This window comes from Streptomyces sp. NPDC001750, assembly GCF_042892615.1.
Classification (GTDB): domain Bacteria; phylum Actinomycetota; class Actinomycetes; order Streptomycetales; family Streptomycetaceae; genus Streptomyces.
On sequence record NZ_JBIAUE010000010.1, the window covers coordinates 92,369 to 104,962 of the forward strand.

Sequence of the window (12,594 nt, forward strand, 5' to 3'; positions counted from 1 at the left end):
CTGTTCGCTCCGCCGCCCGCCGCGCCCGCTCGGTCGGCGCCTCCGCCCGCCCGACGGGCGCACGCCGCCGTACGGGACGTCAATTGATCTTCACCAGGGGCGCGTTGATGGCCAGGGAGCCGCCGCCCTTGATGTCGGTGCGCTGCGTTCCGTCGACGGCGACCTGCGCGCCCCGGACCTTCACCGTGCCGCCGGTGGAGAGCTCGACCTCCCCGTTGCCGCCGTCCACCCGCACCCCGCCGCGGGACGTCAACGTGACGCTTTCACCACTGAGTTCGAGCGCTCCCTGCCCGCCGTCCAGCGCGACGCCGCGGGCCGCCCTGATGGACACCTGCTGCTTGGCCTCGATGGTCACGCTGCCGTCGCTGTTGATGACGATGGCGGTCCCCCTGCGGTCGAGGTCGATCTTCAGCTTGCCGTCGCCGGTGAGCAGGCGTACGCCCTGCGGTCCGTCCGCGCCGTCCAGGATCTCCAGCTGGTTGCCGCTCTTGGAGGCGATCGAGCGACGGTTGACCGCTCCACTGGTCGGGTCCACCAGCGGGGTGCCGCCGGAGGACCCAGATGACCCGGATGCCCCGGAGGACCCCGCCCCGGCTCCGGACGTGTCCGGCGGGTCGGACACCGAGCCGCCCGCGCCCCCCGGCCCGCCTCCCGCACCGCCCCCGCCCCCGCCTCCGCCGACTGCTCCGCTTCCGTCGGCGCCGTCTCCCCCGCTCCCGGCTCCGCTGCCCTGCGAGGGCCGGTCCTTCCCGTTGTACAGACCGGCGAGGACGTACGGGCGGTCCAGATGCCCGTGCTCGAACCCGACCAGAACCTCGTCCCCCACCTCCGGGATGAACGCCTCGCCGCCGCTCGTCCCGCCCGACTGCGCCGTACGCGCCCAGTCGCTCGCGTACTCGTCCGACAGCCAGGGGAACCGCACCTTCACCCGGCCCGAGCCGTCCGGGTCCTGGGTGTCCGTGACCGTCCCGTTGACCAGCCCCGCACAGCGTGCCCCGCCCCCGGCCGCCGCACCGGACGTGCCGGAGCCCGGACCTCCGCCGGTCAGCCCGAACAGCGAACGCTCCTGCTGCCCGGAGACCGTGAGCCACGTCTCGTAGCCGCGCACCGGGTCGAATACGTGCCGCGACGTGGTGACCGTGTACCGGCCCTCGAACGGCGCGCCCACCGCGTTGAGCGCCACCGCGCTGCCCGCCCGCACCTCCGGATTTCCCCGGATCACCGCCTCCAGCTCCGCGAACGATCCGGCGATCCGTTCCGCCAGCGCCTTCGCCGCCTGGTCCACCTGCGCCTGCGCCCCGTACGCCGTGTCCGTCACCACGAAGCGCGCCTCGCCGAACGGCGCGGTCACATCGGCGGCACTCACCCCCAGCTCCAGCGTCGCCGACTTCCCGGCCGGTGCCCGCCCCACGAGCGGCTGCTTCGTCCTCACGTCCCAGCCGCGCACCTCGACCTCGGAGACCTGCTCGGCGGACGACACCCCGGCCCGGCAGCGCAGCAGGTTGCTGCCCATCTCCAGGACCAGCGGGTCGCGGTCGGCCCGGGCGGATCCGTCGGGCGCGCCGCTCGCCTCCACCGGGCGGGTGATGTGCAGCTGCCCGTCCAGTACGTACGCCTGGGCGCCCGCCTCCTCGGCCAGCGCGCTGACGAACTCCCAGTCGGTCACGTTGGGTTGGGCGACGTGTTCGAGTACTGGCCCGGCCACGTCCACGTTCCCCGGTTTCAGTCCGGCGCGCTGGGCGACCTGGGCGCAGATGTCGGCGAGCGTCATGTTCTGGTAGCTGGCCACCCGGCGCCCGCGGAACAGCCGGTGCGATTCATCGAGCCCGCGTACGACGGTGAAGGTGCCGGTCTCGTCGAGTTCCACCTCCAGGGCGGTGACCACCCCCTTCAGCAGGGGCTTCGGGGCCGTGTCGCCGCCCGCGCGGGCCAGCAGCCGGGCCTCGGTGCCGATCTTCAGCCCGGCCTGTTCCAGCAGCACCCGGTCCGGGTCGCGGAAGCGCAGCAGGAACAGGTCGGGAAGCGTACGGCTGTCGTCGACGTACCCCTCGACCAGCGTGTTCACGAACCTCGGCGGCAGCGGACGGCCCCCGAACTCCACCACCAGCGCGGTCGCGACACCCGGCGGCGCCATCAGGACCGACCCCCGTCCCGGGCCCGTTCTTCCTCCTCCAGTCGCTTCAGCTCGTCCAGCGCGGGGAGCAGCAGTTGCCGCCCCGGGGCCAGCCGCATCGGGTCGTCGATCCCGTTCGCCTCCGCGATCACCCGCCAGGCGGCCGGGTCCCCGTACTCGCGCTGGGCCAGCGACGGCAGCGAGTCGCCCGCGTCCAGCCGGTGGACCCGGCGGGCCGCGAGGGCGCCCGAGGTCGGGTTCTGTCCCGGCGTCTCGCCGCTGATCTCCTCCATCGTCACCTGGCAGACGGCCCGGATCGGCACGCCCGACGTGGTGAACAGGGTGTATTTCGCCTGCACCTGGCTGACGTATCCGGGGAACCCGGTCAGCCCACCCCAGTGGAACACCACCCAGGGCGGCGACGAACGCTGCTGCTGGCGGGTCTCGTTCGTCGGCACGCAGCACGCGAAGAGCTGTTCCACCGCCGTCACCACCCGGGTGTCGTGGGTGTCGCCCGCGTCGAAGAACATCTCGACCGTGAGCTTGCTGGGCTGCGAGCCCTGGTACTCGGGCGGGCCCGAACTCTTGGCGCCCTTGGCAGGGCTCCGCTTCCAGGACGCGGCCTTGGTGAGGCTCAGCTCCTTCGGGTTGAACTGGAAGTCGATCCGCCCGCAGGGCGCGCCGGGGGTGAGCCCGCCTCCGGTCGGCGGCGTCCGCAGCTCCAGGTAGGCGTGTTCCAGCTTGGGCCGGGCAGAACCGCCCCCGCCGGCCTTCGCCGCGGCCGACGCCCCGGACGTACCGGCGGCGCTGAACGCGATGGGACCCGCACCGCTCACGGCGATCAGCCCTCCATCACGTAGCCGTGGTGGGCGATCTCGATGGTCTCCATCGCCACCTTGGGCGACTCGGGGTTGAAGGAGGGCCCGGTCCAGCGGACCGGCACCACCTCCAGCAGCCCCCACTGGGCCACCTTCTGCCCGTCCCCGGTCCGTGCCTCGATGTGCGCGGTCTTGCGGCTGAACCCGGTCGTCATGGTGGCGAACCAGCGGGCGACCTTCTCGGTCTCCTTGGTCAGCGGCCGGGAGAGCTTCACGTTGGAGTACTTCAGGCGGGTCGGCAGCTGCCACACGTGCCCGTTGTTGCCGCCCTCCTCCCGTGTTTCGAGCACCACCTCACAGCCGAGCCCGTCGCAGGTGTTGAACGACCCGAGCTCGATGTCGTCGATCGTCACGACGAAGCAGACGCTGACGGCGGGGTCCTCGTTCGGGGCGGTGGCCATGGCACGTACCTCTCACTTCCCTGTGGTGCGGCTGCTGTTCGTCCCTGCTCATCACTGTTCGTTGCTGTTCGTCGCTGCTCATCGCTGTTCGTCGCTGCCGGGTGGCTCGGGGCCGGGTGCCTCGCGGCCCGGCTTTTCAGTGCCTGGTGTTGATGAGGAAGCCGGCCCGTTCGCGTTCCAGTCGCAGATCGGCCTTGAGGAGGCGGCTGAGCGGCGGATACAGGGCGCGGACCAGTTCGTCGGTGACGACGGGCGGAGCCCCGCCGGGGGCCGGGGGGTGGGACCCCGGCGGGGCGGGGCCCCCGGCGGTGGTGCCGACGGGCTCGGGCGCCGGTACCGGTTCTGGTTCCGGATCCGGATCCGGATCCGGCGCGGGCCCCGGTTCCGGCTCCGGAGGGGGCGGTTCCTCGCTCTCCGTCTCGCGCTGGACGACCGGCGCCGAGTACGCCGGTGGGGTGTACGTCGAGGACGTGTACGTCGACGCCGGTGACCCGAACACCACGCTGCCGTCCGCCATCCGCTGGGCCACCCCCGCGGCAACGGCGACGGACCCCGCAGTCGTGAACCCGTCGGCGGACATCGAGGAGGCGGAGACGGCACGGCCTCCGGCGGTACCCGCCGAACGGGGCACCGGCGGCCCGCCGACCGGCTGCCGTTGCAGACCGGGCAGTGGCCGGGAGCGGGCGCCCGAAGCGCTCCCCGGAGCACTCGCCGACGGCGTGCTCCCGCGCTGCACCGGCACCGCATCCGACAAGGACACCGTCGCCGCCCACGGGGCTCCCGGGGATCCCGATCCCGCCCCCTCGGACGTCCAGCGCACCGGAACGGCATCGGGGTCGCCCCCGGCCCAGGATCCGGGTGTGGTTCCGGATCCGGTTCCGGATGCCGGTCCGTGGCCGGTGCCCGCGGGGCCGTCCACCGGGCCGAGGCGCTGTACGGCGGCAGGGGGCGCACCACCGCCGATGGCGCTCCCGTGGACGGACGGCGGTGTCAGCGGCCGGTCGGCCAGCAGCGGTGCGACCGGCCCGGTGGCCGGGAGCCGCGACGGAGGTACGGGAACGAGCGGGTCGGTGCGGCGCTGCACCGCCGCACCGGTCGCGGGAGCGGACTCCGCCGGGGCGGCCAGGAGGGGGTCGTCGCCGAGCAGCGGCGCGGTGGGCGCCTCGGGGCCGGACGTCTCCCGGTGCGCGGAGGCGTCGGGCGGGCCGGGCGCCCCCGCGGTCGCACCGGAATGGTCGCCGCTCTCCGCACTCCGCGCCACGGACACGACAGGCCCGGTGGGCACCAGCGGCAGAACGGCCCCGCCATCCGCGCCCGTCCCTGTGCCTCCCGTCCCCGGCGCCGTCCCCGCGTCGGTCGCGGCGGCCCGGCGCTGCGCGGTGGGCGGCAGGGCCTGCAGCGGCGCCCCGAGGCCGGGCGCGCGCGGAGGTCGTTCACCAGCCAAAGGCGTCGCCGCACGCTGAACGGGCAGCGGCGCCGATACGCCGTCGGGCGCGGACACGGGCGCGGCGCCGGGGCCGTCCGGCATCGCGGCCACGGCCCGTTCGCCCACCAGATGACGTACGGGCAGCTCCGCCGCGGCCGATTCCCCGGCCGACGTCATCGCCGCCGACCCGGCGCCCGTGGCCCGCTGCACGCCGAGCGAGCCGGGCGTCGTGGCGCCGACGGAAGCGGACGGAGCCACCGGCAGGGACCTGTCCCGGACCGACAGCCCTCCCCGCGCCTCCTCCGGCGCGTGAACCGACCGCTGCACGGAATCGCCACCGTGTTCCGCCGGTGCCGGGGCGGTGACCCCGTGCACGAGCCCCGTGGGCGCGTCCGGACTGACCAGATGGCCGAGCGGCGTACCGAGCGCGACATCGCGCCGGGTGGAGAGCGTCTCCTGGAACCCGGACGGATTCGTGATCAGACCCTGACCGGTCAAGGTCCGCTGGATCGGCTGGAGTTCGGACAGGTCGGCCCGCTCGCGCGGCGCGCCGTGCTCCGCCCGTACGTCGTGACCGTGCTCCGCCCGTACGTCGTGGTCCGTACCCGCCCCGCCCTTCTCCGTGCCCCCGGCGTCGTCCGCACGCGCGCCGCCGCGCAGTCGGGAACCGCCGTCGCGCAGCCAGGACATCAGCCCCATGAACTCCTCCGTCCTCCCCGCGCTCCCCGCGTTCCTCGCTCCTGCCCGTCGCTACTGCCCGTTGAGGCGGGCGACCTGTGCGACGAACCTCAGACGTTCCGGATGCTCCAGATCCAGCAGCTCATCGAGCGGCCAGTGGAAGTGGTAGGCGAGGTACGCGACCTCCTCGTAGAGCAGGTCGGCCGCGTACGTCACGATTCCCCCAGGCGGCCACCGGCGAGGTTCACCGCGAACTCCTCCTGGCAGGCCGGACAGGTGACGGCCGCGCGGGTGTGTCCCTCGGCGTTGATCCGCCGGTAGAAGTCCTGGAGAAAGGCCAGGTCGGAGGCGAAGAGGTCCTCGATGATGCCGGGGTGGACGTCGTCGATCGTGCCGATCCGGGTGACGACCCGGGCGATGAGTACGACCGAGAGGTATGCGGAGTTCTCGCGCACCCGGTCGTCCCGCAACGGCACGAGTTCGTCGCGCGCCGTGGCGAGCCGCATGACTCCGGTGCGGTGCACGACGCCCGCCTCGTCGACGTACCCGCGCGGCAGCTGGAAGGAGAACTCCGTGCGCAGCGTGTCCCGTTGGCCGGCCGCCCCCGCCGGGTCCCGCCCGTCCGTCCGCCGCGGGACTCCCTCGCCCGCGTCCGGCGCGGAGGCGTGCGGGTGGACGTGTGCGGGAGCCGATGCCGTACGCCGCATCAGTCGACTTCCATGCTCTCGTACGTGATGGCGAGCTTCTCCGTCAGCACCGAGGTGTCACCGGCCTTGAGGGTGCCGATTTCCAGGGACTTCGGCCAGGCGTTGATGAGTTTGTAGCGCTTGATGGGGATGCCCTCGTGGTCGTAGACGATGACCGCTCCGTTCCGCCGGGCCATCGGCATCCGCCCGAACCGCGAGTCCTTGATCCAGCGCTCGAAACTGTTGTCCTCGGTGAGACCCCGGGTCACGGTCACCTCACCGGCCTTCGGCCGGCCGGGGAGCTTCTTGATGGCGTAGCGGCCGTCGGCGGTGTTCTGCTTCAGCTCGATGACGTCCTGCTCCATCTTCAGACCGCTGACCTCGGTGATCTGCTTGATGACGACGCTGTCGAATTCGAGGCCGAAGGACGCGCCGACGGTGCTGTCGAGATCGGGAAGTGGCACAACAGGCTCCTTTTCCGCTCTTGCCGTTTCAACCGCTCAGTCCGCCCGTACCGCGCATGTCGTCGGCGGGGAGGACATCCATCACGCCCCGTCACTCGTCGACGCCGCCGCTGCCCTCGCTCAGCTGGGACAGGCGGAAGACGACGAACTCGGCGGGCTTGACCGGCGCCACCCCGATCTCGCAGACGACCTGGCCCGCGTCGATGCTCTCCGGCGGGTTGGTCTCGCGGTCGCACTTGACGTAGAACGCCTCTTCCGGGGTGAGCCCGAACAGCGCCCCCTTGCGCCACTCGTTGACCAGGAACGCCGAGACCGTGCGCCGGATACGGGCCCACAGGGCGTCGTCGTTCGGCTCGAAGACGACCCACTGCGTACCGGCGAGGATCGACTCCTCCAGGTAGTTGAAGAGGCGCCGGACGTTCAGGTAGCGCCAGGCCGGATCGGAGGCCAGGGTGCGCGCGCCCCAGATGCGGATGCCACGGCCCGGGAAGGACCGGATGCAGTTCAACCCGATGGGGTTGAGCTGGTCGTGCTCCCCCTTGGTCAGCTGCGTCTGGAGCGCGACCGCCCCGCGCACGACCTCGTTGGCGGGGGCCTTGTGCACCCCGCGCGACTCGTCGTTGCGCGCCCACACCCCGGCGATGTGGCCGCTCGGCGGTACGAGTCGCGCACGCCCCGAGGAGGCGTCGGCGACCCGGATCCACGGGTAGTAGAGCGTGGCGTACTTGGAGTCGAAGTTGGCCCGGTCGGTGCGCCAGGCGCGGATCTGCTGCGGGGAGAGCCCGGGCGGCGGGTCGAGGATGGCCACGCGGTCGCCCATCAGCTCGCAGTGGGTGATGATCCCCTGCTGTACGGCGATGACGGACTCCAGGTCCAGCAGTCCGCGCTCGTACGCACTCATCAGGTCCGGCACGGCGACCGTGGTGATCTCTTCCACCGCCTCCAGGCCCCCCAGGCCGGTGCGGCGGTCGGGATCACCGACGTACACCTCGGGGGTCAGCGCCCCGGCGTCGGCCGGCGCGGGCGCGGCGGGGGCCAGGACGACGGACTGCGGTTCGGGCCGGGCGGGGGCGGCACCGCGCCCCGACTCCCGTATCTCGATCAGTTCCGAGGCGGCGTTGACCCGGGTGGCGACGTTCTCCTTGCTGCGTTTGGTCGTGACGTCGGGATACGTCTCGACCACCTGCCCGTCCCGCTTCACGACGAGCCGGAACACGTCGGAGGGCGGATCCTCCCCCTCCGCGGCGGCCACCTCAACGGTGATCTCACCGACCGCGCCGGGCCGTGGCTTCACCGCGTACGGCCCGAGCCGCGTCTCCGACCCCGGTGGCAGCTTCCCGGCGGCCGACCCGTCGTCCACGTCCTCCGCAGGAGGTTCGGTGCCGTCGCCGACGCGCACCACGTAGCAGACGCCGCCGCCGTTGGAGAAGAACCCGTGGACGGCGGAGGCGAGATACGTGCCGTCGACGAAGTCGCCGAACGTGGCCACGAACTGGCTCCAGTTCGTGATCAGCGTCGGCTCGTCGAACGGACCCTTGCGCGCGAAGCCGACGAAGGCGGCGACCGAGGTGCCCACCCCTTCGATCGGCCGGGACCCGGACTCGATCTCCTCGACGTAGACGCCCGGGGACAGGTACGACGGCATATGAGCTTCTCCTTGGCCGGGGAACGCCCGCAATTCTCGTGACAGCCGCGATCACCGGGAACGGACGCACGGCCGCCCGCCCGTGCACGGGCCGCTGCCCGATCAGGCAACGCCCCCGCCCGTGCACGCCGCCGCACCCTGCCCGGTGACCGGCCCCCGTGGCCTCCGTACGCATATTCACGTCCCCGCACCCTGGGGCGGCGGCAGGGTCCCGTGCCCGTGGAGTGCCGACTGTCCGGGAAGCGGTGGGCCGGGAGGGCGGATGAAGGCGGTTCCGGAGAGGGACCCCGGCGCTGCCCGCGCCCAGCCCGTTCCCGCGCGTACGGGGGTGTCCCGTACAACAGCTCCCCCACCGCAGCGCCCGCCGGGCGACCGTCCGTCCCCCGGGCCTGATCCGCGGAGTCTGCAACGGCTGCAACGCGCCGCCGGGAACGCGGCCGTCTCGCGTCTGGTGGCCCAGCGCTACACGGCCCCGGTCAAGCCGTCTCCGGCGCAGGCGCCTGGCTTCCGCCGGGTGCAGTCGGATGTCGCGGCGAAGAAGACCCGTCTGGCCGCCCACGCCCCGGCCGCCGCGGAGTCGAAGTCCGCGCAGGACGCGGCCGTCGCGCCCCCGGACGACAAGGAGGCCCAGGGCAAGGCGGCGAACGCGGAGAAGATGAACGCCGCGAGGCCGGGCGAGTTCAACAAGCAGGCGTTCGTCGACGCGGTGAACAAGGCGATCGACGCCCAGGCACCGAAGAACCTCGACGAGGCCGACAAGTTCGCCAAGTCGGGCAAGGCCGACCAGATCAAGTCGGAGGTCGACGGAAAGGTCTCGGACGGCAAGGAGTCCTCCGCCAAGGACATCGAAACGGCGACCGAGGCCCCGCCGGACACCGCGGCGGCCAAGGACAAACCCGTCACCCCGATGACCCCGGACCAGCCGCCCGCCAACCCCGGCGCCCCCTCCGCCGCGGACGCCACCCCCGACAGACAGCCCGCGGCCGTCACGGACTTCTCCCAGGGCCCCGCCGCCAACGACAAGGCCCTCGCGGACGCCGACGTCACCGAGGAACAGCTCGCCAGGGGCAACGAGCCCGCGTTCGACGAGGCCCTGTCGGCGAAGAAGACAGCCGAGGCGGACTCCGCGAAGGCCCCGGCCAAGGGCAGGGCGGCCGAGAACCAGCAGCTGTCCACGGCCAAGGCGGGCGCGGCGGCGGCCGGGACACAGGCCATGGCCACCCTGACCGCGACCCGGAGCGCCGCCGGGAAGCAGGTCGACGGCGGCAAGGGCGAGACGAAGACGCGGGACGAGAAACGCCGCGCCGAGGTCACCGCGAAGCTCCAGAAGGTCTACGACACCACGAAGAAGGACGTCGAGGAGACCCTGTCCGGTCTGGACAAGAAGGTCGACACGGCGTTCACGGCCGGGGAGAAGGCCGCCCGGGACGCGTTCACCGCCGACCACAAGCGCCGTATGAAGGCGTACAAGGACAAGCGCTACTCGGGCCTGACGGGCAAGGCCCGCTGGGTCAAGGACAAGTTCGCGGGTCTGCCGAAGGACGCCGACAACCTCTACCAGGAGGCCCGCAAGCTCTACGTCACGAAGATGCAGGGCGTCATCTCGTCGGTCGCCGACCTCATCGGCACCGAACTCGGCCGCGCGAAGGCCCGCATCGCCAAGGGCCGCGCCGAACTCAAGGCCGAGGTCGACAGACTCCCCGCCGATCTGCGCCAGTTCGGCCAGGACGCGGCGAAGGACTTCGCGGGCAAGTTCGACGATCTCGAATCAACCGTCAACGAGAAGTCCCAACAGCTCGTCCAGGATCTCGCGAACAAGTACACCGCCGCCCTGAACAAGATCGACGAGGAGATCAAGAGGCTCCAGGAAGCCAACAAGGGCCTGATCGACAAGGCGAAGGACGCAATCGTCGGCGTCCTCAAGACGATCAATGAGCTGAAGAACCTCCTCCTCGGCATCCTGGCCAAGGCCGCCTCCGCGATCATGAAGATCATCAAGGACCCCATCGGGTTTCTCGGCAATCTCGTACGCGCGGTCGGCGCCGGTCTTCAGCTCTTCATCACCAACATCGCCGACCACCTCAAGACCGGCCTCGTCTCCTGGCTCCTGGGCACCGCGGTCAAGGCCGGCCTCGAACTCCCCGCCCGCTTCGACCTCAAGGGCATCATCCAGCTCATCGGCTCGCTCCTGGGCCTCACCTGGGCCAACATCCGCGCCCGCATCACCCGTAAGGGCGTCCCCGACCAGGCCCTCAGCGCCGTCGAGTCCTCCGTCCCCGTCGCGAAGAAGCTCGCCGCCGAAGGCCCCGCGGGCGCCGTCAAGGAAATCCAGGCCGAGGCCGGCGACCTCAAGGCCACCATCCTCCAGAAACTCACCAGCTATCTGATCCCCACCGTCATCATCGCCGGGATCACCTGGATCATCTCCCTCCTCAACCCCGCCTCCGCCTTCGTCCGCGCGGTCAAGGGAATCATCGACATCGTCACGTTCATCGTGAACCAGGGCTCCCAGATCGTCGAATTCGTCAACGCCGTCCTGGATGCCGTCGTCGCCATAGCCAACGGCGGATCGGCAGGCGTCCCCAAGATGGTCGAGGCTGCCCTGGCGACCAGCGTTCCCCTCCTCATCGGCTTCCTCGCCTCCCTCCTCGGCATCGGCAGCCTCGCCAACAAGGTGAAGAGCGTCTTCCACGCCGTCTCCCGGCCCGTCAACCGTGCCATCGACAAGATTGTCGGATTCATCGTCAGGAAGGGAAAATCCCTCTGGGGAAAACCCAAGAAAAAGGCTCAAGGCCGCCGGAAGAAAGATTCCCCTTCGCCCCCTGGAAGAAAAGGGCCAGGAAGAGAAAAACAGCAGAACAGCACCAGGGGCGAACAAAAAGAGAGAAACGATTCCGAAGCAAAGAAGAAAGTTCTCGAAACCGCCCTGCGGGACGCTAATTCTCGCGTCAGGAACAAGATCGGCGGACAGTCGATCGAAAGTGTGCTGCAGGATGTGATGAAGCGCTGGAAACCCAAGGGGCTCCGGCGCATCTGGGTCGAGACGGGCAGGGCGCCCGAGACGCCTGATTTCAGGATCAAAGCCCAAGTAAACCCGGTCGGGGCGACCACGAGGTACTTCCTCAACTATCTGAGGAAAACCACTCAGGCAGCTTTCATATCAGTCATTCACGGAGACCTCCCCCTCCCCGTCACACAACAGACCCCCGGCGGGGTACACCCTGTGTTCCATCAACGCCAGCTCCCCTACTATCCGGTGAACTCCAATGCCCATCCCGATGTCAGCAGGGGGAGGCCGACTGTAGACACATATGCCATCGGCTATCTGAAGCACCCTTACAATGGCCTGATGGGAGGAAAGTGGGCCGGCCCGGTGAAGAGCCGCGAGAAATCGAACTACAGCCTGCACAGCGTGCGGGAAGCGCATGCCGAGGAAGGGGTTATCAATCATTTTGATTATCTTTTGAAGAGTGACTCAAAGATTAGAAAGGCAGTGAAGAAGTCTCCTGAGCCGAGCCTGGTCATTTATGTCACCAGGTCGCCATGTGTCAACTGCGCGTCACATATCGCCAATTTTTTCGACACACTGAATGGAATCAACCCGAAGAGCAGGGCGACCGTGCATGCGGCAGCTCTCTACGGTGGTCCGAGTGACGGCGTGACGCAGACTTCGTCGGACACCGTGAACGACAACTGGGACGCCGTGTCCCGCATCACGGCGGCCCGGACGGATCTGGCCCAGCAGGGACATCAGCAGATACCCGCGGCCGCATTACGGGAGCTAGTGGACCCGGTGGCCGGATCGCAACTGGACCAATGGTTCGTTTCCAGGGGTGCACCGCAGGTGACCCCGCCCGTCAATGCGGTGATTCGGGAGGTCGCCAACCCGCCGACGAACATGCGGTACCCGGGGCAGTCCTCATCGCAATCCATGCAGTCCTGGGCCTCGAATCGTGAGCCGTGGGCTAACGTAGACACCGGCCCGGACCGAATGGCCGCGCGTTTGGGGATAGCCGTCCTGTTGTCCCGGGGAGTGTCTGTCGAACCCGTCCAGCCGACAGATCCACATGTCGGATTTGTTGTCGACAGTTCACATCAGGCGGCACGAAGCGACCCGCAAGGGGCTTCTCAGACACGCGCGTTCGAACCCCCGAACGTGGCGAACCTCACTCCACAGGAAGCCTTCGATTACCATTACATTCGTGCGCAAATGGCTGCACGCGCCAGCGAAATGAAGGCGCTGGTGAATGAAGTGCGGGATCAGTTGAAAAATATCCATATCACTTGAATCATTCGGTACGGT

General features: G+C 70.0%; 9 protein-coding genes. 1 reads left to right on the forward strand and 8 read right to left on the reverse strand.

Features of this window, described 5'->3' with window-relative positions:
- Positions 1–79: 79 nt before the first annotated feature.
- The 8 genes from ACFYY6_RS17765 to ACFYY6_RS17800 all read right to left on the reverse strand — a co-directional run bounded on the left by ACFYY6_RS17765 (position 80) and on the right by ACFYY6_RS17800 (position 8,291).
- Positions 80–2,134: a VgrG-related protein gene (locus ACFYY6_RS17765; RefSeq protein WP_389193997.1), complete on the reverse strand. Its 2,055-nt coding sequence runs from the start codon at positions 2,132–2,134 to the stop codon at positions 80–82.
- A complete protein-coding gene (locus tag ACFYY6_RS17770) occupies positions 2,134–2,949 on the reverse strand; it encodes a peptidase M23 (protein WP_386609343.1) in 816 nt (271 codons plus the stop codon). The genes ACFYY6_RS17765 and ACFYY6_RS17770 overlap by 1 nt, the downstream gene beginning before the upstream one ends.
- Positions 2,950–2,954: 5 nt before the next feature.
- Positions 2,955–3,392: a phage tail protein gene (locus ACFYY6_RS17775; RefSeq protein ID WP_073786578.1), complete on the reverse strand. Its 438-nt coding sequence runs from the start codon at positions 3,390–3,392 to the stop codon at positions 2,955–2,957.
- Between the two features lie 136 nt (positions 3,393–3,528).
- On the reverse strand, positions 3,529–5,517 hold the full coding sequence (locus tag ACFYY6_RS17780) for a hypothetical protein (RefSeq protein WP_389194000.1): 1,989 nt from the start codon (positions 5,515–5,517) through the stop codon (positions 3,529–3,531).
- A gap of 51 nt (positions 5,518–5,568) precedes the next feature.
- The gene (locus ACFYY6_RS17785; protein ID WP_093549683.1) at positions 5,569–5,712 is read right to left on the reverse strand and encodes a DUF6760 family protein; all 144 of its coding nucleotides are present in this window, start codon (positions 5,710–5,712) and stop codon (positions 5,569–5,571) included.
- Positions 5,709–6,203 (reverse strand): hypothetical protein, encoded by a 495-nt coding sequence (locus tag ACFYY6_RS17790; RefSeq protein ID WP_351517910.1) that lies wholly within the window; start codon positions 6,201–6,203, stop codon positions 5,709–5,711. Before ACFYY6_RS17790 ends, ACFYY6_RS17785 begins: the two co-directional genes overlap by 4 nt.
- Positions 6,203–6,646 (reverse strand): phage tail protein, encoded by a 444-nt coding sequence (locus ACFYY6_RS17795; protein WP_351517909.1) that lies wholly within the window; start codon positions 6,644–6,646, stop codon positions 6,203–6,205. The genes ACFYY6_RS17790 and ACFYY6_RS17795 overlap by 1 nt, the downstream gene beginning before the upstream one ends.
- A 91-nt stretch (positions 6,647–6,737) precedes the next feature.
- On the reverse strand, positions 6,738–8,291 hold the full coding sequence (locus ACFYY6_RS17800; RefSeq protein WP_351517908.1) for a phage tail sheath family protein: 1,554 nt from the start codon (positions 8,289–8,291) through the stop codon (positions 6,738–6,740).
- Between the two features lie 451 nt (positions 8,292–8,742).
- On the opposite strand from ACFYY6_RS17800, the gene ACFYY6_RS17805 reads away from it, so the two are divergent.
- Complete coding sequence (locus ACFYY6_RS17805) at positions 8,743–12,579, forward strand: hypothetical protein (protein WP_389194003.1); 3,837 nt, start codon at positions 8,743–8,745, stop codon at positions 12,577–12,579.
- The last annotated feature ends 15 nt before the right edge of the window (positions 12,580–12,594 follow it).

What these genes read in the sequence shown, in the direction of transcription:
- ACFYY6_RS17765 (WP_389193997.1), bottom strand. Translation starts at nt 2,134, where the DNA reads ATGGCGCCGCCGGGTGTCGCGACCGCGCTGGTGGTGGAGTTCGGGGGC.
- ACFYY6_RS17775 (WP_073786578.1), bottom strand. Translation starts at nt 3,392, where the DNA reads ATGGCCACCGCCCCGAACGAGGACCCCGCCGTCAGCGTCTGCTTCGTC.
- ACFYY6_RS17780 (WP_389194000.1), bottom strand. Translation starts at nt 5,517, where the DNA reads ATGGGGCTGATGTCCTGGCTGCGCGACGGCGGTTCCCGACTGCGCGGC.
- ACFYY6_RS17790 (WP_351517910.1), bottom strand. Translation starts at nt 6,203, where the DNA reads ATGCGGCGTACGGCATCGGCTCCCGCACACGTCCACCCGCACGCCTCC.
- ACFYY6_RS17800 (WP_351517908.1), bottom strand. Translation starts at nt 8,291, where the DNA reads ATGCCGTCGTACCTGTCCCCGGGCGTCTACGTCGAGGAGATCGAGTCC.